Origin of the sequence: Streptomyces flavusporus (assembly GCF_046267975.1) — a bacterium.
GTDB classification, from domain to species: Bacteria; Actinomycetota; Actinomycetes; order Streptomycetales; family Streptomycetaceae; genus Streptomyces; species Streptomyces flavusporus.
In genome coordinates this window covers 5,250,593-5,272,679 of sequence record NZ_CP176503.1, presented here as the reverse complement: position 1 = coordinate 5,272,679, position 22,087 = coordinate 5,250,593, and the positions used below count along the sequence as shown (strand labels likewise).

The 22,087-nt window shown below is 69.4% G+C and carries 20 protein-coding genes and 1 pseudogene; 11 read left to right on the top strand and 10 right to left on the bottom strand.

Annotated features, from left to right (window positions below):
- Positions 1-165: 165 nt before the first annotated feature.
- Together ACKTSN_RS24990 and ACKTSN_RS24985 are read right to left on the bottom strand one after the other, a co-directional pair.
- A complete protein-coding gene (locus tag ACKTSN_RS24990) occupies positions 166-1,272 on the bottom strand; it encodes an ABC transporter permease (RefSeq protein ID WP_409471147.1) in 1,107 nt (368 codons plus the stop codon).
- On the bottom strand, positions 1,269-1,997 hold the full coding sequence (locus tag ACKTSN_RS24985) for an ABC transporter ATP-binding protein (protein ID WP_409471146.1): 729 nt from the start codon (positions 1,995-1,997) through the stop codon (positions 1,269-1,271). Before ACKTSN_RS24985 ends, ACKTSN_RS24990 begins: the two co-directional genes overlap by 4 nt.
- Before the next feature lie 399 nt (positions 1,998-2,396).
- Between ACKTSN_RS24985 and ACKTSN_RS24980 the strand changes: the two genes are divergently transcribed.
- From ACKTSN_RS24980 to ACKTSN_RS24970, 3 genes and pseudogenes are all read left to right on the top strand, one after another.
- Complete coding sequence (locus tag ACKTSN_RS24980) at positions 2,397-2,567, top strand: hypothetical protein (RefSeq protein ID WP_409471145.1); 171 nt, start codon at positions 2,397-2,399, stop codon at positions 2,565-2,567.
- A gap of 89 nt (positions 2,568-2,656) precedes the next feature.
- A complete protein-coding gene (locus ACKTSN_RS24975; protein WP_409471144.1) occupies positions 2,657-3,178 on the top strand; it encodes a hypothetical protein in 522 nt (173 codons plus the stop codon).
- Positions 3,103-3,492: pseudogene (locus ACKTSN_RS24970) on the top strand (pectinesterase family protein); the annotation flags it as partial. The gene ACKTSN_RS24975 and the pseudogene ACKTSN_RS24970, both read left to right, overlap by 76 nt.
- A gap of 6 nt (positions 3,493-3,498) precedes the next feature.
- Here ACKTSN_RS24970 and ACKTSN_RS24965 read toward each other — a convergent pair.
- The 3 genes from ACKTSN_RS24965 to ACKTSN_RS24955 all read right to left on the bottom strand — a co-directional run bounded on the left by ACKTSN_RS24965 (position 3,499) and on the right by ACKTSN_RS24955 (position 8,317).
- The gene (locus ACKTSN_RS24965; RefSeq protein ID WP_409474915.1) at positions 3,499-5,127 is read right to left on the bottom strand and encodes an IS200/IS605 family accessory protein TnpB-related protein; all 1,629 of its coding nucleotides are present in this window, start codon (positions 5,125-5,127) and stop codon (positions 3,499-3,501) included.
- A gap of 261 nt (positions 5,128-5,388) precedes the next feature.
- The gene (locus tag ACKTSN_RS24960) at positions 5,389-6,450 is read right to left on the bottom strand and encodes an LmeA family phospholipid-binding protein (protein WP_409471142.1); all 1,062 of its coding nucleotides are present in this window, start codon (positions 6,448-6,450) and stop codon (positions 5,389-5,391) included.
- A 58-nt stretch (positions 6,451-6,508) separates the two neighbouring features.
- Entirely contained in the window at positions 6,509-8,317 is a 1,809-nt protein-coding gene (locus ACKTSN_RS24955; protein ID WP_409471141.1) for a bifunctional metallophosphatase/5'-nucleotidase, read from the bottom strand.
- A 145-nt stretch (positions 8,318-8,462) separates the two neighbouring features.
- Between ACKTSN_RS24955 and mshD the strand changes: the two genes are divergently transcribed.
- The 6 genes from mshD (at position 8,463) to ACKTSN_RS24925 (ending at position 14,936) form a co-directional block, all read left to right on the top strand.
- Positions 8,463-9,392 (top strand): mycothiol synthase, encoded by a 930-nt coding sequence (mshD, locus tag ACKTSN_RS24950; RefSeq protein ID WP_409471140.1) that lies wholly within the window; start codon positions 8,463-8,465, stop codon positions 9,390-9,392.
- A gap of 105 nt (positions 9,393-9,497) precedes the next feature.
- Positions 9,498-11,855, top strand: coding sequence for an RNA degradosome polyphosphate kinase (locus ACKTSN_RS24945; RefSeq protein ID WP_409471139.1), 2,358 nt, complete (start codon positions 9,498-9,500; stop codon positions 11,853-11,855).
- The gene (locus ACKTSN_RS24940) at positions 11,836-13,005 is read left to right on the top strand and encodes a CHAD domain-containing protein (protein ID WP_409471138.1); all 1,170 of its coding nucleotides are present in this window, start codon (positions 11,836-11,838) and stop codon (positions 13,003-13,005) included. Before ACKTSN_RS24945 ends, ACKTSN_RS24940 begins: the two co-directional genes overlap by 20 nt.
- Positions 13,006-13,028: 23 nt before the next feature.
- Entirely contained in the window at positions 13,029-13,454 is a 426-nt protein-coding gene (locus tag ACKTSN_RS24935; protein ID WP_409471137.1) for an NUDIX hydrolase, read from the top strand.
- A 380-nt stretch (positions 13,455-13,834) separates the two neighbouring features.
- Positions 13,835-14,674, top strand: a complete 840-nt coding sequence (locus ACKTSN_RS24930; protein WP_409471136.1) for a hypothetical protein — start codon at positions 13,835-13,837, stop codon at positions 14,672-14,674.
- A gap of 85 nt (positions 14,675-14,759) precedes the next feature.
- Positions 14,760-14,936, top strand: a complete 177-nt coding sequence (locus ACKTSN_RS24925) for a hypothetical protein (RefSeq protein ID WP_224735933.1) — start codon at positions 14,760-14,762, stop codon at positions 14,934-14,936.
- Between the two features lie 8 nt (positions 14,937-14,944).
- Here the strand turns inward: ACKTSN_RS24925 and ACKTSN_RS24920 are convergent, their stop codons facing one another.
- Entirely contained in the window at positions 14,945-15,292 is a 348-nt protein-coding gene (locus ACKTSN_RS24920; RefSeq protein WP_224735932.1) for a metal-sensitive transcriptional regulator, read from the bottom strand.
- Positions 15,293-15,504: 212 nt separating this feature from the next.
- Here ACKTSN_RS24920 and ACKTSN_RS24915 point away from each other — a divergent pair, with 212 nt between their 5' ends.
- Together ACKTSN_RS24915 and ACKTSN_RS24910 are read left to right on the top strand one after the other, a co-directional pair.
- Positions 15,505-16,125 (top strand): DUF47 domain-containing protein, encoded by a 621-nt coding sequence (locus ACKTSN_RS24915; protein WP_053759661.1) that lies wholly within the window; start codon positions 15,505-15,507, stop codon positions 16,123-16,125.
- A gap of 7 nt (positions 16,126-16,132) precedes the next feature.
- The gene (locus ACKTSN_RS24910) at positions 16,133-17,131 is read left to right on the top strand and encodes an inorganic phosphate transporter (RefSeq protein ID WP_409471135.1); all 999 of its coding nucleotides are present in this window, start codon (positions 16,133-16,135) and stop codon (positions 17,129-17,131) included.
- Positions 17,132-17,710: 579 nt separating this feature from the next.
- Here ACKTSN_RS24910 and pstB read toward each other — a convergent pair.
- The 4 genes from pstB to pstS form a co-directional block, all read right to left on the bottom strand.
- On the bottom strand, positions 17,711-18,487 hold the full coding sequence (pstB, locus tag ACKTSN_RS24905; protein ID WP_409471134.1) for a phosphate ABC transporter ATP-binding protein PstB: 777 nt from the start codon (positions 18,485-18,487) through the stop codon (positions 17,711-17,713).
- A gap of 46 nt (positions 18,488-18,533) precedes the next feature.
- On the bottom strand, positions 18,534-19,592 hold the full coding sequence (gene pstA / locus ACKTSN_RS24900) for a phosphate ABC transporter permease PstA (RefSeq protein WP_409471133.1): 1,059 nt from the start codon (positions 19,590-19,592) through the stop codon (positions 18,534-18,536).
- Positions 19,589-20,596 (bottom strand): phosphate ABC transporter permease subunit PstC, encoded by a 1,008-nt coding sequence (gene pstC, locus ACKTSN_RS24895; protein WP_409471132.1) that lies wholly within the window; start codon positions 20,594-20,596, stop codon positions 19,589-19,591. The genes pstA and pstC overlap by 4 nt, the downstream gene beginning before the upstream one ends.
- A 104-nt stretch (positions 20,597-20,700) precedes the next feature.
- Complete coding sequence (pstS, locus tag ACKTSN_RS24890; RefSeq protein ID WP_409471131.1) at positions 20,701-21,825, bottom strand: phosphate ABC transporter substrate-binding protein PstS; 1,125 nt, start codon at positions 21,823-21,825, stop codon at positions 20,701-20,703.
- Positions 21,826-22,087: the final 262 nt, after the last annotated feature.

Below are 22,087 nucleotides of genomic sequence, written 5' to 3'. Positions count from 1 at the left end.
GTGACCCGACGATCATGTTCTCTGTCATGAGATCACCGTGACCGGGCCGAACCCATTTCCGTCTCGGTTTCCGGCCCGCTTCACTCGATGGTGTTCACGCCCCCCACCCTTGACGCCCACCATGAACGCCGACCATGACGAGGACGGCACCGGCGGCACGCCGGGTCACGCCTCGTCCCAGCGGAACAGCCGGGCGGCGATCAGAGTCAGGACGGCGGCGAAGGCGAGCAGACCCCCTATGACGGGCAGGGCCGTGGACCAGCCTTCGCCTCGGGACAGTACGTCCTGCAGCGCCTCGCCGAGATGCTTGAGCGGCAGAAACTCCGACACCGTACGAAGCCACTGCGGTGCGGAGTCGAGTGGGAAGAAGGAGCCGGAGAGGAAGGCCATCGGGAGGACGACGATCTGGGCCATCCCGTTGGCGGCCTCCTCGGACTTGGCCCAGGCGCCGACGGCCAGCCCGATGGACATGAAGGCCAGCGTGCCGCTCAGGATCAGCGGAAAGGACAGCCACCAGTGACCGGTCAGTCGCAGACCGAAGTAGGGCAGGGTGGCCACTCCGAGGAAGATCGCGGTCTGGGCGAGGGCCAGCGCCAGATTCACGCCGATGCGGGCACCAATCACCGAGCCGGCGTTGACAGGCGCCAGCCACAGTCGGCGCAGGATGCGCTTCTTGCGCCAGCCAACCAGGTTGAGCGCAGTGCCGAACACCGCACCCATGGCCACCGCCCAGCCGAGCAGGCCGGGGGTGAGGAACTGGATCGGCTTGGTCGACTCGTCCTCGACCTGCCCTGACGTCAGCGTGTAGGCGGGCGGCTGACCGGTCGCGGCCTGGTTGGCCCGCTCGACGATCGATCCCAGGATGCCCTGCACGTTCCCCGCCCGTACCAAGTCGGCCGCCGAGAAGCGCAGCTCCACCTGTCCCCCGGTCTGGGTGACCGCGGCGTCGGCGTCGCCCTTGCGGACCTTTTCCAGGGCATCTGTGCGGGCCGCCGCCGAGCCGTCCGTCTTCTCGATCCGCAGCACGTCACGGAGCTGTTCACGTTCCTTGTCGGGCATCTCGTCCAGAACGGCGACATCGCCGACCTGGATCACCTTCGACTCGGAGACGCCGGCGTCCTTGAGCAGGGTGCCGAGCAGTACCAGGAACATCAAGGGGAAGACCAGCATGAAGAAGACCGCTGTCCGGTCGCGCAGCAGGCCCAGCGTCATGGCCCTGGTGAGACTGCGGAAGGACTGAATCCCCGGCCCCGTGCCCTTCCTCGTCCTCACTCGCGGTACTCCCGTCCGGTCAGCTGGAGGAAGACATCCTCGAGGGAGTCCACCCCCAGCTCGCTTATCAAGTCGCCGGGCGGGCCGACTCGCAGGACTCTGCCGTGGTCCATCACCGCCACCCGGTCGCACAGCGTCTCGGCCTCGTCCATGTAGTGGGTGGTCAGGACGACGGTGCGGCCCTCGGCGTTGATGTCACGCAGGAGATCCCACAGGTTCCGGCGAGCCTGCGGGTCGAGGCCCGTGGTCGGCTCGTCGAGAAAGACCAGCTCCGGGTCGTGGACGAGCGCGCAGGCGATGGAGAGCCGTTGCATCTGGCCGCCGGAGAGCCTTTCGGCGCGGACGCCGGCCTTCTCGGTCAGGCCGACCTTCTCCAGCATCGCGTCGGCGTTCCCCCCGGGGACGCCGTAGAGCGAGGCGAAGGTGTGGATCTGCTCACGAGCGGTGAGCCTCTCGAAGAAGGCGGAGGACTGGAGTTGGACACCGATCCGGGGCAACAGGGCCTGGTTGCGCGGCCAGGACGCCTCGCCGAGCACGGTGACGCTGCCCTCGTCGGGCTCACGCAATCCCTCGATGATTTCCAAGGTGGTGGTCTTGCCCGCGCCGTTCGGTCCGAGAATGCCGTAGAACTCGCCGCGCTCGACCTCGAACGAGACGCCGTCGACCGCCTGTACATCCCCGTACCGCTTGCGCAGTCCTTCGACTGTGATCGCATCGGTGGCCATACCGGCCGACGTTATCCCGGAACGCTGGGCTCAGGTGACGCTGTGACAGGTCCTGCCCGGATCCGCGCAGCAGGGCTCACGTCGCGGGCTCCCACTCCGTGCAGCCGTCCGGTTGCGGGGCGCCCAGGATGTCGGTCCCCGCGTACGCGTCCTGTCACTGGTCGGCAAAGGACTTGCGCCAGGCTGGACGCGAAGGCCGGGGACTACGCGGTCTCCTTCACGCCGCGCACGAACGCGGACGAGGAGTCGACCGCAGAGCCGTCCGACCCGGGCCAGGGGGCGACCCCGGAGCCGACCGACGGGGCAACAGAGGCACCGACCGAAGAGCCGACCGAGGAACCTACCGAGCCCAGCGAACCCCCGACCCCTGTCACCGTCGTGACCCAGACCGTTGTCCCAGTGCCCCCGGATGGCAGCGGCGATGGCCTCGGCTCGGTGATCGCCTCCTTCGGCTCCCTGCTGAGTGGTGCGGCAGCGGTCGGCACCCTGCTCCACGCCGTCCATCTGAGCCGGCAGAACCGCAACGCCGCGGCGAGGGACGACGACCCGGCTCCGGAGCCGACCCCGTAAGCACCCCACAAGCACGGCAACCTTTCCCCCCGTCAGCTCCGACAGGCAAGTGACGTACCCCCCACCACTTGACCTGATCGGAAGCAGCCGTGACTGAAACCCGCAACCGGCACCGGCACCGCAGAAACAGGACCGCACTGGCGATCGGTGTCCCCCTCGCCCTGACCGCCGCCGGAACCATGGCCTACGGCAACGCGTTCGGCGTCTTCGGCCAGGACGCCAAATCCACTGCCTCCGCGGCCGCCCCCGTCTGGGCCACCGCCACCGCCGATGGATTCGCCTCCGTCAACTCCCTCGGGCAGAACGGCACTTATGGCGGCCGGGACGGTCAGATCGTGACCGTGAAGACGCAGGCCGACCTGGAGAAGTACGCGACGGCCGCCGAGCCGTATGTCATCGTCGTCGCCGGCACCATCAACATGAACCCCGTCGGAAAAGAGATCAAGGTCGCCTCCGACAAGACCATCGTCGGCTCCGGCACTTCCGGGCAGATCGTCGGCGGCGGGTTCTTCCTCGGTACCGGCGTTCACAACGTGAGAAGCGCTGGGACGGCACGTCGGCGGGGTACGTCACCGCCCCGTCGACCGCCGCGAACCGCAAGGGCATCCTGATCGCCAACTCGACCGTCAACGGCGATGTGTCCGACCGGAGCTTCTACCTCGGCCGTCCCTGGCACGCGGGCGGCGACGCGTCCCTCGATCCGCAGACGACGGTCCGCAACACCAGCCTGAGCGCCGCGATCCGGACCACTCCCTGGACCGACATGAGCGGCTTCTCCTGGAAGGACGACCGTTTCGCCGAGTACAAGAACACCGGCCCGGGCGCGGGCAGCGCGAGCAGCGAGCGGCCGCAGCTGACCGACGCTCAGGCTTCCGGCCAGGAGATCGGTGACTGGTTGGGCGACTGGACGCCGACTGCTTCCTGACCGTTCCTAAAGACTGAGCGGGAGTGAGTCCTGTTGCCAGAACCCATGCTCAGCCGCGTGCCCCGAACGGTGCTGGGCACGCTGGTCGGCCGTTTTCACTCCGCACCCAGCGCCATCGGATCGTGTCCGTGGTCCGGGGATGCGGGGGCGGCTTTCCTCACGCCGTCGGGTGCCGTGTCCGGCCTGGGCGGTCCGATGCCCACACCCATCGCTCTGGTGGGTGCGGGGCGGTGTCGTCCGTCGCCGGATACGGTGCCCGAGGGCGCGCCTTCCGATGGCCGCACTCGCGGCGTCGTGCCGCGTGGTGGCCCGCTTCGTGCTGGTGAGGGGCTTCTGCCAGTGCTGCGCGCCCCACTGGGAGGTGTAGGCGGGATCGACCGCGACGATGGTGATCCCCAGCTCAGCGGCCATGCTGACCAGCCGCGCCCGTAGCTTGGAGACGGGCATGCCGCTGATGAGCTTGCGGAACCGCTTTCGTCTGCCGTGCTTCTCGCGGGTCTTCTCCGCGCCGAAGTCGAGGTCTTCGATCGCGATGTTCAGTCCGTGCCGGGCGGCCCAGTGCAGCAGGCGGATCAGGGCGTGCCGTACCTGGGCGTCCCGGTAAGAGGCGGGGCCTTCGAGGTCGAAGGAGAACCTGCGGGGTTCGCCGCACGGGTTGCCGTGCTCGTCCAGCCGCCAGGCCGCGAGGTGGTCGGCGTTGGTGTCCACGCCGATCAGGCCGCCGCGCCTCGCCCCGGACAGGGGAACGGTCAGAGCCGGAGGGATCGTCCACGAGGCGGTCAGGTACCAGCGCCCGCGCTCCACGTCCAGGTGGATGCGGTAGGCCACGGCCCGGTTCGCCGATACACGGTCGGCCCACTCCTCGCCCCGGTAGCGGAAGACCACAGTCTGGGTGAGGACGTACCGGCCGTGCCCGCTATTGGCCAGGTGGGCGAGCGGAGCGGGAAGCTTGATGGAGACTTCGCCGTCGGGGGTGACGCGGATCGTCTCGTTCCCGAACCTCTTCCCGCTCTCGCCGTCCGCCTGCAAGAACCAGCGCGACGCTTCCCACCGCTGCCGCCACTCGGCTTCGGTGAGCTGGGCGGCTTCGAGACGGTGACGGCCCCGGGCCTGCTTCTTGCCGCCCCGCACGACGCGGACGCGTCCGGCTTCGCGGTCGGCCCGCTCAGCGGTCAGCCGGTCGGCAAGCACGTGCAGACGCCTGGTCTTGGCGAACCACTCCTGCCGGGTGCGGTACCCGCCCGGAGCACGCTTCGTGCCCTTCTCGCCGACCGGCAGGGACAGCCGGTGCTCGATCGTCTCGATGCCCGCTTCCAGTCCTCGGATGTGGGCGAGTTGCGCACGCCGGGACAGCGCCCACTGGTCGTGGGTGGCCTTGGTGATCGATCCGGCCCAGCGGGAGGAGGACTCCTCGGTCAGGGCACGCTTGCGCTCGGCCCACGTGTCCGTGGAGTGCTCCAGACCGTCCATGCAGCGCCGCTTGAGATCCCTTGAGGCGAGCGCGCCGAGGTGCGCGCCCACGGCCCGCAGCACCTTGTCCTCCTCCGGAGTGAGGCCCTTGAGGCGGGTGCGGATGGCGACACCGGACGGGCCGGGCGCCACGAACGGAGCGGCCACCTCCCGCAGCTCACCCACCCCGATCACCCCCAGCCAGGAACAACGCAGTCCGTCACCCCGCTCAACGACCACCATCCGGAAAGGTCATGTATTCGATTGACAGACACAAGTTCCCCGAAGCGGGCCGCTGCTGCCGGGCACTCACTCATCCACACCAGAACACACTTGCGCGTGCTTGTACGGCAGCAGCACGCAACCCCCTCCGACTCCCTTCCCGGCCCCGGCCCCGATCGCAGAGGCAGTCGATCCGGGCCGGGGCTCCGCTCACACCGGCCGCTCTTACGGGCCGAACGCCAGCCCCTCCCCCGCGAGCCGCACCCTGATCCCGTCCTCCTCCACCCGTACGTCCCGCAGGCGCAGCTCGCCCTGGGGCGGCTCCGGCAGCCGGAAGCCGAGGGAGAGCCGGTCGGCGAGGACCGGGCGGGTCAGCCGGGAGAGGGCGTCGAGGAGGGCCGTGTCGAAGCCGAGGCGGTCCAGTACCTCGGGGTGGGCCAGGGCCAGGTCGAGGAGGTTGATCCGCATGGCCTGGTGGACGAAGCGCTCGGAGCCGGTCAGCTCGGCGAGCCGGTCGGCGTTGCTCAGGGCCTCGCGGACCGTCGCCTCGGGCACCCCCATGCGCTGTACGACGGACGGCACCGTCAGCAGCGCCCGTACCTTGCGGGTCTCGCGGGCGAGGTCGGCGGCCGACTTGGGCGTCAGGTGCAGGCCCTCCGAGGCGCGGGCACCGGGCCGGTACGTCGCCAGGTCCCCGATGTCCAGGCGTATTCCGCCGATCTGCGTGTCGATGCCCTGGTCGCCGTCGTGCCCGATGCGGACGTCGGCCCGCAGCCGAAGATCGTGCCCGGCGACCGGCAGCGTGCCGCGCGCCGAGACGCGGTCTCGGCCGGCGCCGGTGAACGTCACCTGGGACGCGCCGAGTTCGCGGTTCAGGTCGGCGAAGGAGAGCAGGACGTCGCCGTTCAGCTCGGGGACCCGGGCCCCGCGTATGGAGGTCGGTCCGTCGCCGTCGAACCGTACGTCGTGTGCTGTGGCCGACACCGCGGCCAGCGTGACCCGGTCGGCCGCCACGTCCGGGACGGTCACCTTCACCGAGTCCAGGCGGCCGTCGACGAGCTGGAGCAGGAAGGGGAAGCCGCCGATCTCCACCTCGGGTGCCGCGGTGAGGTCCATGCGGTCCCCGGAAGGCCGGTCCACGGAAGGCTGGTCCACGGAGGGCTCCTCCGTGGAGGGGTCCTCCTGAAGGAACTCCTCCAAAGGGCCGTCGTCGAGAGCGCCGAGTTCGCCGAGCTCTTCGTGCGGGTTGAAGCGGGAATGCGTCGCTATGTGGTGGGGGGTACGCATCGATCCATCCGAACATGCGTACCGACCCCACCCGCAACCTCTTCCGGAGGTGTGCGACCTAGCTCACGATCGTAATCCGGTTCGCCGCCGGCGGCGAAATCGGGTCCGTGGCCGAGGAGTTGGCCGTCAGGTACTGCTCAAGCACCGCCAGGTCGTCCGCGCCGACCAGGTCGTTCGTGCCCTGGCCCAGCGTGGGGATGCCGTCGCCGCCGCCCGCGAGGAAGCTGTTCGTCGCGACGCGATAGGTGGCCGCCGGGTCGATCGCGGCGCCGTTCAGCCTGATCGAGTCCGTCACCACACGGTCCGCGCCCGACTTCGTCAGGTCCAGCGTGTACGTCAGACCGGCCGACGGCTGCAGGATCTTCGGAGCCGCCTCGTTCGAGCCGCTGACCTGCTCCTTGAGGATCTGGATCAGCTGGGCGCCGGTGAAGTCCTGAAGGTTCACCGTGTTGGAGAACGGCTGCACCGTGAAGCCCTCGGCGTAGGTCACCACGCCGTCGCCCTCACTGCCCTTCGCCGCGTAGGTCAGCCCCGCTCGCACGCCGCCCGGGTTCATCAGCGCCAGGTCGGTCTCCGGGTCGAGCTCCTTGGCGTACGCCAGCTGCGCGTCCGCGATGAGGTCACCCATGGGGGACTCGGTGCCGGTGCTGGGGATGTCGGCGGAGATGTAGCCGATCGCGCGGTTGCCGATGGGCGCCGCGAGGGTGTTCCACTTGCTGATCAGCTCGGTCATGTCCGGCGCCTTCGGGACGTCCCGGGTGACCACGTGATTCGCGGACTTCACGGCCGTACGGGCGATGTCACCCGTGAAGCGGTCGTACGTCAGCGTCGTGTCCGTGTAGAGGCGGCCGAAGGACGCGGCCGAGGTGACCATGCGCGGCTTGCCCGCCGGGTCGTTGATCGTGCACACGTACGCGGCGTGGGTGTGGCCGGTGACCAGCGCGTCCACCTGCGGCGTGATGTTCTTGGCGATGTCGACGATCGGGCCGGAGATGCCGTCGCCCGCGCCGGGCGCGTCGCAGTCGTAGTTGTACGCCGACGAGGCCGGGGCCCCGCCCTCGTGGATCAGCGCGACGATCGACTTCACGCCCTGACGCTGGAGCACCTTGGCGTACTTGTTGATCGTCTCGACCTCGTCCTTGAACTTGAGGCCCTTGACGCCCTCGGCGGAGACGACGCCCGGGGTGTCCTCCAGGGTCACGCCGATGAAGCCGACCTTGACGTCCTTCTTCTTCCACACCCAGTAGGGCTTGAGGATCGGCCTGCCGGTCTTCTCGTCGAGGACGTTCGCCGCGAGGTACGGGAAGTCGGCGCCCGCGAACTCCTCGTCCGTGTAGCAGCCGTCCGTCGGGTGGCAGCCGCCGTTCTGCAGGCGGGCCAGTTCCCTGGCGCCCTCGTCGAACTCGTGGTTGCCGACGGATGTGACGTCCAGTTCGAGCTTGTTCAGCGCCTCGATGGTGGGCTCGTCGTGGAAGAGGCCCGAGATCAGCGGGGAGGCGCCGACCATGTCGCCGCCGGCCGCGGTGATCGAGTACTTGTTGCCCTCGCGCGCCTGGCGCAGATGCGTGGCGAGGTACTCCACGCCGCCCGCGTTGATGGTCTCGGTCGTACCGTCCTCGTGGACCTCGGTGACCCTGCCGGAGGAGCCGCTGGGCGGCTCGAGGTTGCCGTGCAGGTCGTTGAAGGACAGCAGCTGCACGTCCTGGTAGCGGCCGGGTCGGTCACCGCCCTTGCGGCTGTCGTCGGCGCTCGCCGTCGACGGCAGTGCGGCCGCCAGCGCGCCGACCGTGGCGAGTCCGGCGGCGGCCGCGAGCAGCCGGGTCGTACGGCGTCTGCGGCGGTGGTGCGGCTGAGGTGTTGCCGGCATGCGTCCCCCCTGTGGGTCGTCCGAGGCCATGGCGTGATCGCCCGCAGCCTAGGGTCAACGCGCGTAGCGCGACAGGGGGTTAACGGTTACATCCTGGTTTCTCCCTGCCGACACTTTGCCGGGCCCGCCCTTTACCCTCGTAGGCATGACCAGCGACGACAGCGACCGGCAGGCCGGCCACTCCCGATCCATCGAGACCTACGCCGTGCTCGGCCCGGAGCAGACCGAGGCGGTACTCGCCCTGCTCGCCGAGGCCGCGCGGAGCGACGGCCAGCAGGCGGTGTCCGAGCAGGGCCGGCTGCAGCTGCGCGGCGGGGAACGCGAGGGCGTGTCCCATCTGCTGCTCACCGTCGGCGGCGAACTCGTCGGCTACGCCCAGCTGGAGGACACCGACCCGGTGGAGGCGCCGGCCGCCGAACTGGTCGTCCACCCCGCCTACCGCGGTCACGGACACGGCCGCGCCCTCGGCTCGGCGCTGCTCGCCGCGTCCGGCAAGCGGCTGCGGGTGTGGGCGCACGGCGGCCACTCCGCCGCCCGGCACCTCGCCCAGGTCCTCGGCCTCACCCTGTTCCGCGAACTGCGCCAGATGCGGCGCCCGTTGGCCGGCCTCGTCCTGCCCGAGCCGACACTGCCGGACGGCGTGACCGTGCGCACCTTCGTGCCCGGGCGGGACGACGCGGCCTGGCTGGCCGTCAACGCCGCCGCCTTCGCCCACCATCCCGAGCAGGGCTCCCTCACCCAGCGGGACCTGGACGACCGCAAGGCCGAGCCGTGGTTCGACCCGGCGGGCTTCTTCCTCGCCTTCCGCGGCGACGAACTCGTCGGCTTCCACTGGACCAAGGTCCACGCGCAGGAGCAGCTCGGCGAGATCTACGTCCTCGGCGTCGCCCCCGCCGCCCAGGGCATCGGCCTCGGCAAGGCCCTCACCGCCGTCGGCCTGCGGTATCTGGCGGCGCAGGCCCTGCCGACGGCGATGCTGTACGTCGACGCGGACAACACGGCGGCGGTGGCGGTGTACGAGGGGATGGGCTTCACGACCCACGAGACGGACCTGATGTACCGGACGGAGACCTGACCGACACCGCCCCCGCCGCCGTCGACGCCCGGGAGCCTCCCCCCGCTATCCCGCACGTCATGTCTCCGTAACCATCGATTCAGACGGGCTTGCGACGCTCGGCCAATGACGCCCGTCGTGCCAGAGCCTTCGCCGCCCCCCGAGGGGCCCGCGGGGAACGGGGCCGCCGCCACGCTCCCGCCCGCTCGCTCCGACGCGCCCGTTTCGCTCACGGCGCGGAACAATGGGGGCATGAGCCAGCAGAACGTCCAGGCAGAGGTCAAGCACGCACAGCCCTCCGTGGGCTCCATAGCCGCCCACCGCCCGCACACGGTGTCGGCGACGGTCTCCGATCTGGAACCCGACATCGATGCCGACCTCGACGCGTACGAGGACGGGCAGGTGGACGGCGTCCAGCTGCCGCAGGGCCGATTCCTCGACCGGGAGCGCAGCTGGCTGGCGTTCAACGAGCGCGTCCTGGAGCTCGCCGAGGACCCGAACACGCCCCTTCTGGAGCGGGCCAACTTCCTCGCGATCTTCGCCAGCAACCTGGACGAGTTCTTCATGGTCCGGGTCGCCGGTCTGAAGCGCCGTATCCACACCGGCGTCGCCACCCGGTCCGCCTCCGGCCTGCAGCCCACCCAGGTCCTGGAGATGATCTGGGCCCGCTCCCGCGAGCTCATGGCCCGGCACGCCGCCTGCTTCCACGAGGACGTCGCCCCCGCCCTCGCCGAGGAGGGCATCCACCTGGTCCGGTGGAACGAGCTGACCGAGAAGGAACAGGCCCGCCTGTTCACCCTCTTCCGGCACCAGATCTTCCCGGTCCTGACCCCGCTGGCGGTCGACCCGGCGCACCCCTTCCCTTACATCTCCGGCCTGTCCCTGAACCTGGCCGTCGTCGTACGGAACCCGGTGAGCGGCCACAAGCACTTCGCCCGCGTCAAGGTGCCGCCGCTGCTGTCCCGCTTCCTGGAGAGCTCCCCGGGCCGGTACGTCCCGATCGAGGACGTCATCGCCGCGCACCTGGAGGAGCTGTTCCCGGGCATGGAGGTCCTGGAGCACCACGCCTTCCGCGTCACCCGCAACGAGGACCTCGAGGTCGAGGAGGACGACGCCGAGAACCTTCTCCAGGCCCTGGAGAAGGAGCTCATGCGGCGCCGCTTCGGCCCGCCGGTGCGCCTGGAGGTCGAGGAGTCCATCGACCGTGAGGTGCTGGACCTGCTGGTCCGGGAACTGAAGATCAGCGAGGCCGAGGTCTATCCGCTGCCCGGCCCCCTGGACCTCACCGGCCTCTTCCGCATCCACAGCCTCGACCGTCCCGAGTTGAAGTACCCGAAGTTCGTCGCCGGCACCCACCGCGACCTCGCCGAGGTCGAGTCGGCGTCCGCGCCCGACATCTTCGCCGCCCTGCGCGCGAGGGACGTACTCCTGCACCACCCGTACGACTCGTTCTCCACGTCGGTGCAGGCCTTCCTTGAGCAGGCGGCCCAGGACCCGGACGTCCTCGCCATCAAGCAGACCCTGTACCGGACCTCCGGCGACTCCCCGATCGTGGACGCCCTGATAGAGGCGGCCGAGTCCGGCAAGCAGGTCCTCGTCCTGGTGGAGATCAAGGCCCGCTTCGACGAGCACGCCAACATCAAGTGGGCGCGCAAGCTGGAGGAGGCCGGCTGCCACGTCGTCTACGGTCTGGTCGGCCTGAAGACCCACTGCAAGCTGTCGCTCGTCGTCCGCCAGGAAGGCGACACGCTACGGCGGTACTGCCACGTCGGCACCGGCAACTACCACCCGAAGACGGCCCGCCTCTACGAGGACCTCGGCCTGCTCACCGCCGACCCGCAGGTCGGCGCGGACCTGTCCGACCTGTTCAACCGGCTGTCCGGCTACTCCCGCCGGGAGACCTACCGCCGTCTGCTGGTCGCCCCCAAGTCGCTGCGCGACGGCCTGATCGCGCGGATCAACAAGGAAGCCCAGCACCACCGTGCCGGACGGCACGCCTACATCCGCATCAAGGTCAACTCGATGGTCGACGAGGCGGTCGTCGACGCCTTGTACCGCGCGTCGATGGCGGGCGTGCCGGTCGACGTCTGGGTGCGCGGCATCTGCGCGCTCCGCCCGGGCGTGCCGGGCCTGTCGGAGAACATCCGGGTCCGCTCGATACTCGGCCGCTTCCTCGAACACTCCCGCGTGTTCGCCTTCGGCAACGGCGGCGAACCCGAGGTGTGGATCGGCAGCGCCGACATGATGCACCGCAACCTCGACCGCCGTATAGAGGCCCTGGTCCGGGTCGTCGACCCGGCGCACCGCGCCGCGCTCAACCGGCTCCTGGAGACCGGCACGTCCGACTCCACCGCCTCCTGGCACCTGGGCCCGGACGGCGAGTGGACCCGGCACGCGATGGACGGTGACGGCGGGCCCCTGCGAAACATCCAGGAGATGCTCATAGACGCCCGGAGGCGCCGGCGTGGCACAGCAGCACCTTGACCCGACGGACCCCGTGGCCGGTCCGGTGACCGGGGACGCCCTCGCGGGCTACCTGCGGGCCCAGGCCACCGAGTTCCTCCGTGCACTCCGACAGCACCGGGAGACCGGCGCCGGGGGAAACCACAACGGTACGGAGGAGACCGTCGACGCGGCACGCGCCCTGCGCCGCTCGGCCCGCCGCATCAGCGGCAGCCTGCACACGTTCCGTCCCCTGCTGGACACCGACTGGTCGGAGGGAATGCGCCCCGAACTGGCCTGGCTCTCCGGCACGCTGGCCCTGGAGCACGCCTGCGCGGCCCGCCTGGACCGCCTGCTCCAGGCCCTGCACCGCCTGTCGGGCGCAACGTTCCCGGCGCAGGCTGATGTAACTGACGTAGCTGCGGCCGCCGACGTAGCTGCGGGCAGTCGTGCCGCTGGGGCGGCACGGGTGGGCGATGAGGGTGCCCCCGCGCGAGCTCGTTCGAGCGTGGGGGAGGCACCCGGCACCGCCGGCCCCCCGACCCCCCGCCCGTCCACCCGGGAACGCGGCAACCTCACCGTAGGCGCAGCAAAAGCAGGCGCCCTACTGGAACGCCAGCTCACCCTCGCCCGGACCCGAGCCCACTCCAGCGCCCTCCAAGCCCTGGGCTCCAGCCGCTTCCACGCCGTCGCCGACAAGGTCGCCGTCCTGGCCAGCGAGGTCCCCCTCACCCCGACCGCCGCCACAGCCGACCTGCGCCCGCACGCCGCCGCGGCCGAGGAGCGCCTCACGGACGCGGTGGCCGCCCTCCCGCTGATCACCGCCGGTCACCCGTACAACGCGGAGGCGCTGATCCACGGCCTGTCCCCGGACCCGTCCCCGCACCCGCAGGACGCCCCCTGGCACCAGGTCCGCCTGCTGCTACGCCTGCACCGCTACGCCCGCGAGGTGCTGGACGGTCAGAACGCCCCGGTCGACGTCCGTCTGCTGGCCGCCGGCCAGGCCCTCAACCGGCACCGCGACGCCGCGGAGGCGGCAGCGGCAGCAGCCGCGGCGGCCCGTACGCCACGCATCGCCCCGGCGACGGCGTACGCGCTCGGCGTGCTGCACGCCGACCAGCGGCACGAGGTGGAGGCGGCGCGGTTCGCGTTCCAGCAGTCGTGGCAGAAGCAGACGGTAGGCACGTCCTGACCCGAGGGGGCGGTGAACGGCAGGTGACCGGTACGAAGGACAACACGCCCGTCCAGGCAGCCGGCTGCGTCCTGTGGCGCCGCTCCCCCATCGACGGCCAACTGGAGCTCTGCCTGGTCCACCGTCCCAAGTACGACGACTGGTCCCACCCCAAGGGAAAGCTGAAGCACGGCGAGGATCCGCTGGCCGGCGCGCTGCGCGAAGTCGAGGAGGAGACCGGCTACGCCGCCGCGACCGGCGCCGAGCTGCCCACCCTGTACTACCTCGCGAACGGCCGCCCCAAGCAGGTCCGCTACTGGGCGGCCGAGGCCGTCTCCGGCAGCTTCACCCCGACCACCGAGGTCGACCGCATCCTGTGGCTGACTCCCGACGCGGCCCGCCGCCGCCTGACCCGGCCCCGCGACGGCGAGCTGGTCGACGAACTCCTGGCCACCATGCGCCACGCCTGAAGCCGCTCACCGCTCAACGTCAGGATCCGGCTAGATGCCCCGACGCGTCCGTACGGGCCCGGCTTCTCGCCCGGCGGGCCGGCCCACGCCAGCCGCAGGTGCATCGCGCCACACAGAACGGACCCTGCTCGACCGTCGTCGTGCGATGCTCCGGATGATCGTCCCCGGCGTCGGTCCGGCCCCGCTCAGTCACGCCGACAACGTTACCCAGGCCAGGTAAACAGCTCCCAAGCCCCTGGTAAGGGTCTTCTCTGCCCCCACCGGAAACCACCGCCGAGCACCCCCACGACCCCACCCCCCGCGTGACGGCTCAACCTACCCGTCGTTAACCGGAACGACAGGGGGCCAGTGACGGACGTACGGCTGGGGGTAGGCAGGCGATGGCGGAGCAGCAGCAGGGCAGGGCGAGCGGGACGGTCGTCGTGGCGGGGCTGATGGCCTGTATCTGCCTCGGCGGTACCGGATGCTCCGACAGCGGCGCGGCCGCGGACAACGCCCACCCCGCCGACCCGGTCCGCACCCTGCAGAACGCCGCCGACGCCCTGCGGGACGCCGGCAGTTCCAAGGCCCGTACGTCCATGGAGATGGCCACCGGCGGCACCCGTGTCACCATCCGCGGCGAGGGCACGTACGACTACACCCGGCAGCGCGGCCGCCTGAAGGTACTGCTCCCCCAGGATCCGGCCGGCGAGCAGGAGCACCGCCCGATCACCGAACTCCTCGCCCCCGGCGCCCTGTACATGAAGAACCGCGGCGCCGGCGTCCCCGCCGACAAATGGGTGCGCGTCGACACGGCCACCCTCTCCGACGGAAACCTGGTGACCGGCGGCGCCACCGACCCCTTCGCCGCCGCCGAGGTGCTGCGCGGCGCGCGCTCCGCGGAATACGTCGGCCGGACCGAGATCGCCGGCACCGAGGTCAGCCACTACCACGGCACCGCCGACCTGGCCCGGGCCGCGCAAAATGCCTCGGCTGGGAGCAAGGAATCCCTCCAGGCAGCGGCGAAAGGGTTCGCCACGGCCGAGGTGCCGTTCGACGTGTACCTCGACGACCAGGGCCGCATCCGCAAGGTCCGGCACCGCTTCAGCTTCGTCAACGGCCACCACAGGACCCCCGTGGCGGTCTCGTCGACGACCCTCCTCTACGACTTCGGGGCCCCCGTCGACGTACGGCTGCCGCCCGCAGAGCACATCTACGCGGGCCGGATCGCCGAGGAGTGACCGGCGCGAACTAGCCCGTCCGTGCCATGCGCGTTGTGTAGGCCGCTCCCTACTCTAGAAAGTCGGTGACGGCAGAGAAGAGGTGATGCACGTGGCTCCGGTCGGCGGTACGGCAGTTCAGGACCACGTGGCCCTCGCCGAGATAGAGCTGTGCGGAGAGCTGATCATCGCGGCCTCGGCAGCGGACGACAGGCTGAGCCTGGAGAGCATCGACGAGGTCCTGCGAGTGGCCGAAGAACGCGCGGCGGCGTCCAACACCTGAGCGAACGCTCACGTCCGCAGCAACCGCCCGATGGCTTTCGTGGCCTCCTCCACCTTGGCATCGATCTCGCCACCGCCCTTGAGGGCGGCATCGGCGACACAGTGCCGCAAATGCTCCTCCAGCAGCTGCAGTGCGAAGGACTGCAGAGCCTTGGTGGACGCGGACACCTGCGTGAGTATGTCGATGCAGTAGACGTCTTCGTCGACCATCCGCTGCAGCCCCCGGATCTGCCCCTCGATCCGGCGCAGCCGCTTCAGATGCTCGTCCTTCTGCTTGTGGTACCCGTGAACGCCACGGTCGTGGTCGGTCACCACGCTCTCGGAGGGCGCCCCGGAGCCGGTCTCGGTGGTCGTCATGGCGTCCTCCATCCCCATACCCCTACTGGGTATATCGTACCGAACTTTGCTGGGTATAGGCCCCTTGGCCGCTGCCCGGACCGGACCGCCGAATCGCCCCCGTACAGACGAACTATTTTCATGGGCGACACTGGAGGACGGCCCATTAGCCGTGGCCGGATGATGCACCTAGCATCAGCCTGACCGAAACCGAAGCACTTAGAGGAACCCACGTGCGCTTTCGTCTGACCCCCAGGGAGACGAGCTTCTACGACATGTTCGCCGCATCCGCGGACAACATCGTCACGGGCTCCAAGCTCCTGATGGAACTGCTCGGGGCGGACGCTTCCGCCCGGGCCGAAATCGCAGAGCGTATGCGGGCAGCGGAACACGCCGGTGACGACGCCACACACGCGATCTTCCACCAGCTGAACTCCTCGTTCATCACGCCCTTCGACCGCGAGGACATCTACTCCCTCGCATCCTCCCTCGACGACATCATGGACTTCATGGAGGAGGCCGTCGACCTGGTCGTCCTCTACAACGTCGAGGAACTCCCCAAGGGCGTCGAGCAGCAGATCGAAGTCCTCGCCCGCGCAGCCGAACTGACGGCCGAGGCAATGCCGCACCTGCGCACCCTCGACAACCTCACCGAGTACTGGATCGAGGTCAACCGCCTCGAGAACCAGGCCGACCAGATCCACCGCAAGCTTCTGGCCCACCTCTTCAACGGCAAGTACGACGCGATCGAGGTCCTGAAGCTCAAGCAGATCGTCGACGTCCTCGAAGAGGCCGCCGACGCCTTCGAGCACGTGGCGAACACGGTGGAGACCATCGCCGTCAAGGAGTCCTGACCCGTCCATGGACACCTTCGCCCTGGTCGTGACCATCCTGGTCGCCCTCTTCTTCACCTACACCAACGGCTTCCACGACTCGGCGAACGCGATCGCCACGTCCGTGTCGACGCGCGCGCTGACCCCGAAGGCCGCCCTGGCCATGGCCGCGGTCATGAACCTGGCCGGTGCGTTCCTGGGCAGCGGCGTGGCGAAGACGGTCAGCGAGGGTCTGATCGAAACCCCCGAGGGCTCCACGGGGATGGGCATCCTCTTCGCCGCCCTCCTCGGCGCGATCACCTGGAACCTCGTCACCTGGTACTTCGGCCTGCCGTCCTCCTCCTCCCACGCCCTGTTCGGCGGCATGGTGGGCGCGGCACTGGCCGGCGGCACACAGGTCTACTGGGACGGCGTCCTCGAGAAGATCATCATCCCGATGTTCGTCTCCCCCGTGGTCGGTCTCCTGGTCGGCTACCTGGTGATGACGGCCATCATGTGGATCTTCCGCCGAGCCAACCCGCACAAGGCCAAGCGCGGTTTCCGTATCGCGCAGACCGTCTCCGCGGCCGGTATGGCCCTGGGCCACGGCCTCCAGGACGCCCAGAAAACCATGGGCATCGTCGTCATGGCCCTGGTCATCGCCGACGTCGAGGACTACGGCGACCCGATCCCGGTCTGGGTCAAGATCGCCTGTGCGCTCATGCTGTCGCTGGGTACGTACGCGGGCGGCTGGCGCATCATGCGCACGCTGGGCCGCCGCATCATCGAACTGGACCCCCCACAGGGCTTCGCCGCGGAAACCACCGGTGCGTCGATCATGTTCACCACTGCGTTCCTCTTCAAGGCGCCCATCTCCACGACTCACGCCATCACCTCGGCCATCATGGGCGTCGGCGCGACGAAGCGGGTGAACGCCGTGCGGTGGGGTGTCGCCAAGAACATCGTCCTCGGCTGGTTCATCACGATGCCGGCAGCAGCGATCATCGCGGCGCTGGCCTTCGGCCTCGTACACCTGGCGTTCCTGTAACCCCTGCCCGGCGTTGCGCTGGGCGGGGGGTGGGTCGCGCAGCCCGGCGCTTACGGGGAGCCGCCCGCGCTCACCCGTGCCGCTCTGGAGGTCTCCCCCCAGGCCCTTAAGGCACTGGGGGGAGGCACGACTGCCCGCGGCTTGACGGGCATGCCCGCGGCTTGACGGGTTGGGGGCCGCAGTCGCGTACGGCGGGAAGGGGACGTGTCGGGGGGTGTCCGCCCGCAGCGGATGCCGGAACCGACCGGTTCCCAATCCAAGAAACCCAACGGCAGACCGAGGACGGACACCCCCCGGCGCGGCCCCGACCCACAACGAAACCGCAGGCGCAACCCCCACCCCCACGCACCCGCACAGGCCGCCGCAGGCATCCCACCACCCACCCGCACAGGCCGCCGCAGGCATCCCACCACCCACCCGCACAGGCCGCCGCAGGCATCCCACCACCCACCCGCACAGGCCGCCGCGGGCACCCGCCCCGCAGGCCCCCCAACCGAAAGGGGCCCGCCCCCGGAAGCCAGGGGCGGGCCCTTTTTGTCCTCGCGGTGGCACCGCCATGCAGCACCGCGAGGGGTCTGATCAGCCGAACCGGCCGGAGATGTAGTCCTCCGTGGCCTGAACCGACGGGTTGGAGAAGATCCGCTCCGTGTCGTCGATCTCGATCAGCTTGCCGGGCTGCCCGACAGCAGCGAGGTTGAAGAACGCGGTCCGGTCGGAGACCCGCGCAGCCTGCTGCATGTTGTGCGTCACGATGACGATCGTGAACCGCTCCTTCAGCTCACCGATCAGGTCCTCGATCGCAAGCGTGGAGATCGGGTCAAGGGCAGAGCACGGCTCGTCCATCAGCAGAACGTTCGGCTCCACAGCAATCGCCCGCGCGATGCACAGCCGCTGCTGCTGACCACCGGACAGCCCGGACCCCGGCTTGTTCAGCCGGTCCTTCACCTCGTTCCAGAGGTTCGCACCCTTCAGCGACTTCTCGACGATGTCGTCCAGCTGCGACTTCTTGTACGAGCCGAGCAGCTTCAGACCGGCCGCGACATTGTCGTAGACGGACATCGTGGGGAACGGGTTCGGCCGCTGGAAGACCATGCCGACCTCACGCCGCACGGACACCGGGTCGATCTCGGCGGCGTACAGGTTCTCGTCGTCGAGCATGACCTTGCCCTCGACGCGTCCACCCGGAGTCACCTCGTGCATCCGGTTCAGCGTGCGCAGGAACGTGGACTTGCCGCAACCGGACGGCCCGATGAAGGCCGTAACGGACCGGGGCTCGATGGTCATCGAGATGTCCTCGATGGCCCGGAACGAGCCGTAGTAGGCGCTGAGGCCGCTGACATCAATGCGCTTGGCCATGAAAAATCACTGCTTCTTTCGGGAAATCGGTCGCTGAGTGGCCGCGTCAGCGACCGGTCTTCGGGGCCTTCCAGCGGGCGATGCCGCGGGCCAGCAGGTTCAGGATCATCACGAAGGCGATCAGCGTCAGGGACGCCGCCCAGGCGCGGTCGTACGCCGGCTGGGCACCCGCGCTCTGCGAGTACTGCTGGTAGATGTACAGCGGCAGCGAGGCCTGGGCCCCTTCAAACGGGTTGTTGTTGATGAACGGGTTACCGAACACCAGCAGCAGCACCGGAGCGGTCTCACCGGCGATACGGGCGATCGCCAGCATGATGCCGGTGGTGATACCGCCGATCGCGGTCGGCAGGACGATCTTGAGGATCGTGCGCCACTTGGGCACGCCGAGCGCCAGCGAGGCCTCGCGCAGCTCGTTCGGGACGAGCTTGAGCATCTCCTCGGTGGAGCGGACCACGACCGGCATCATCAGGATCGCCAGCGCGAGCGAGCCGGCGAAGCCGAACGGCTGCATCTCGAAGATCAGCATGATGCTGAGGATGAACAGACCGGCGACGATCGACGGGATACCCGTCATGACGTCGACGAAGAAGGTGACGGCCCGGGCGAGGTTGCCACGCCCGTACTCCACCAGATAGATCGCGGTGAGCACGCCGATCGGCGCGGCGATCAGCGTGGCGAGGCCGACCTGCTCCAGGGTGCCGATGATGGCGTGGTAGATACCGCCGCCCGGCTCCCGGTCGGCGACGACGCCCATCGAGTGGGTCAGGAAGTAGACGTCGAGGACCTTGACGCCGCGCTCGACGGTCGCCCAGACCAGGGAGGCGAGCGGCACCACGGCGAGCAGGAAGGCGACCCAGACCAGGGAGGTCGCGATGCGGTCCTTGGCCTGCCGCTTGCCCTCGACCATCGAGGCGATGACGTACGTACCGAGGGTGTAGAGGATCGCGGCGATCAGACCCCACTGGATCCGGCTGTCCAGTCCGCCCACGACACCGATGCCGACGGCGACGGCGAGGGAGCCCGCGGCGATCGCCCACGGGGACCACTTGGGCAGACTGGCGCCGCGCAGGGTGGTGGGGCGCTTGTCGGTGAGGACAGTGCTCATGCGTTGGCCCCCGAGTACTCCTTGCGGCGGGCGATGATCATGCGGGCCGCGCCGTTGACCAGCAGGGTGATGACGAACAGGACCAGACCGGAGGCGATGAGCGCGTCACGGCCGAAGTCGTCCGCCTCGCCGAACTTGGCGGCGATGTTCTGGGCGAACGTGCCGCCGCCCGGGTCGAGCAGGCTGGCGTGGATCAGGAAGTCCGGCGACAGGACCGTGGCGACGGCCATCGTCTCGCCGAGCGCGCGGCCGAGGCCCAGCATCGAGGCGGAGATCACGCCGGAGCGGCCGAACGGCAGTACCGCCATGCGGATGACCTCCCAGCGCGTGGCGCCGAGGGCCAGGGCCGCCTCCTCGTGCATCTGCGGAACCTGCTTGAAGACCTCACGGCTGACGTTCGTGATGATCGGCAGGATCATGATCGCGAGCAGGATGCCGACGGTGAGCATGGAGCGGGGGGCGCCGCCCTGCCAGTCGAAGATGCCGGTCCAGCCGAAGTACTCGTCCAGCCAGCCGAACAGGCCGTCCATCTGCGGTACGAGGATCAGGGCGCCCCACAGGCCGTACACGATGGACGGCACCGCGGCGAGCAGGTCGATCACGTAGGCGATGGGACCGCTCAGCTTGCGCGGGGCGTAGTGCGTGAGGAACAGCGCGATGGCGACCGCGATCGGGACCGCGATGACCATGGCGATGATCGAGGAGACCACGGTGCCGTAGGCCAGTACGGCGATACCGAAGACCGGCGGCTGGGTGCCCGTGTTCCACTCGAAGGTGGTCAGGAAGTTGCCCTCGTCCTTGCTGATGGCGAGGACGGCCCGGTAGGTGAGGAAGCCCGCGATCGCGGCCATGATCGCCAGCAGCAGAATGCCCGAGCCGCGGGACAGACCGAGGAAGATCCGGTCTCCGGGTCGGGTGGCGCCGCGGGCGGCGCGCTTGCGCTCGGCCTCACTGGGCTGGGGCGTGGAGGGAGGTGCTGCAGTGTTCTGTGTCGTTATGTCCATCGGGTTCTCCGGTCTGCGGAGCCGCACTCGACGTACGGATCCTGGCGGCGGTGCACCGGACGGTGCGGTCCGGTCCCGTGGCGGAACCGGACCGCACACTCAGGTCAGCTCAGGCCCTCGATGGTGGTGCGGACCTTGGCGATGATGTCGTCGGGGATCGGCGCGTAGCCGGCGTCGGCCAGCAGGCCCTGGCCGTCCTCGCTGGCGATGTAGTTCAGGAACGCCTTGGTGGCGGGCAGGGTGTCCGCCTTGTTGCCCTTGTCGCAGACGATCTCGTAGGTGACCAGGGTGATCGGGTAGGCGCCGTCGGCCTTGGTCTTGTAGTTGATGTCGAGCGCGAGGTCCTTGCCCGTGCCGACGATCTCGGCGTCCGCGATGGCCTTGGTGGCACCGTCGGTGGAGGCCTTGACCGGCTCGCTGGCGCCGGTGTCGATGGCGACGACGGCCATGCCCTCGGCGTAGGACAGCTCCATGTAGCCGATGGCGCCGGAGGTCTGCGAGACCTGCTGGGCGACACCGGAGGAGCCGGACGCAGCCTGGCCGCCCTCGGCCTGCCAGGCCTTACCACCCTCGTACTTCCAGTTCCCCGGGGTGGTGGCGATCAGGTACTTGGTGAAGTTGTCCGTGGTGCCGGACTCGTCGGAGCGGTGGAACGGCTGGATGGCCAGGTCGGGCAGCTTGGCGTCGGGGTTCAGCTTGGCGATCGCCGAGTCGTTCCACTTCTTGATCTTGCTGTCGAAGATCTTGGCGAGCGTCGGGGCGTCCAGCACCAGGTTGTCGACACCCGGGACGTTGTACGAGACCGCGATCGGGCCGCCGACCATCGGCAGGTCGATGCCCTGGCCGCCGGAGCAGACCTCCTTGGAGGCCGCGATCTCCTCGGAGTCCAGCGCGGAGTCGGAACCGGCGAAGGCGACCTGGCCCTGGGTGAACGCGGTGATGCCGGCGCCGGAGCCGCCACCCTTGTAGTTGATCTGCACGCCGTTGCACTGCGCGGTGAACTGCTTCACCCACGCGTCGATCGCGTTCTTCTGCGCGGACGAGCCGTCGGCCAGCAGCTGGCCCTTGGCGTCGCCACAGTCGATGTTGCCGGCCTGGGCGGTGTTGGTGGCACCGTCACCGCCGTTGCTGCCGGTGTCGTCGGAGCCGCACGCCGTGAGGGCCAGGGCGCCGGAGACGGCGAGAGCACCGAGGGTGAGGGCCCGCCGGTTCATGCGCTGAAGCTTCACTTTCGGGAGTTCCTTCCAGGAGCCGCCGTCCTGATCGGCGGCGTGCGAAGTCTGGGTGATGTGAACGCACGCTCGAGGTGCGCCCGTCATCCGTACGGCCGAAATTAGGCAGAACAGGTGAAGCCACCTATGGCCGTAAGTGAACGCAGGGTGAACCCCTGCGGTCGGTGCGGTTAGGTCACGGAATGCTTACGGGGAGAACACGCCGAGGTTCCGGCAGGTCGCCCATCAGGGGCGACCCCCGCCGAAGCCGTACGAACCG

What these genes read in the sequence shown, in the direction of transcription:
- ACKTSN_RS24985 (WP_409471146.1), bottom strand. Translation starts at nt 1,997, where the DNA reads ATGGCCACCGATGCGATCACAGTCGAAGGACTGCGCAAGCGGTACGGG.
- ACKTSN_RS24960 (WP_409471142.1), bottom strand. Translation starts at nt 6,450, where the DNA reads ATGCGTACCCCCCACCACATAGCGACGCATTCCCGCTTCAACCCGCAC.
- ACKTSN_RS24955 (WP_409471141.1), bottom strand. Translation starts at nt 8,317, where the DNA reads ATGCCGGCAACACCTCAGCCGCACCACCGCCGCAGACGCCGTACGACC.
- mshD (WP_409471140.1), top strand. Translation starts at nt 8,463, where the DNA reads ATGACCAGCGACGACAGCGACCGGCAGGCCGGCCACTCCCGATCCATC.
- ACKTSN_RS24945 (WP_409471139.1), top strand. Translation starts at nt 9,498, where the DNA reads ATGACGCCCGTCGTGCCAGAGCCTTCGCCGCCCCCCGAGGGGCCCGCG.
- ACKTSN_RS24930 (WP_409471136.1), top strand. Translation starts at nt 13,835, where the DNA reads ATGGCGGAGCAGCAGCAGGGCAGGGCGAGCGGGACGGTCGTCGTGGCG.
- ACKTSN_RS24925 (WP_224735933.1), top strand. Translation starts at nt 14,760, where the DNA reads ATGCACGTGGCTCCGGTCGGCGGTACGGCAGTTCAGGACCACGTGGCC.
- ACKTSN_RS24920 (WP_224735932.1), bottom strand. Translation starts at nt 15,292, where the DNA reads ATGACGACCACCGAGACCGGCTCCGGGGCGCCCTCCGAGAGCGTGGTG.
- ACKTSN_RS24910 (WP_409471135.1), top strand. Translation starts at nt 16,133, where the DNA reads ATGGACACCTTCGCCCTGGTCGTGACCATCCTGGTCGCCCTCTTCTTC.
- pstB (WP_409471134.1), bottom strand. Translation starts at nt 18,487, where the DNA reads ATGGCCAAGCGCATTGATGTCAGCGGCCTCAGCGCCTACTACGGCTCG.
- pstA (WP_409471133.1), bottom strand. Translation starts at nt 19,592, where the DNA reads ATGAGCACTGTCCTCACCGACAAGCGCCCCACCACCCTGCGCGGCGCC.
- pstC (WP_409471132.1), bottom strand. Translation starts at nt 20,596, where the DNA reads ATGGACATAACGACACAGAACACTGCAGCACCTCCCTCCACGCCCCAG.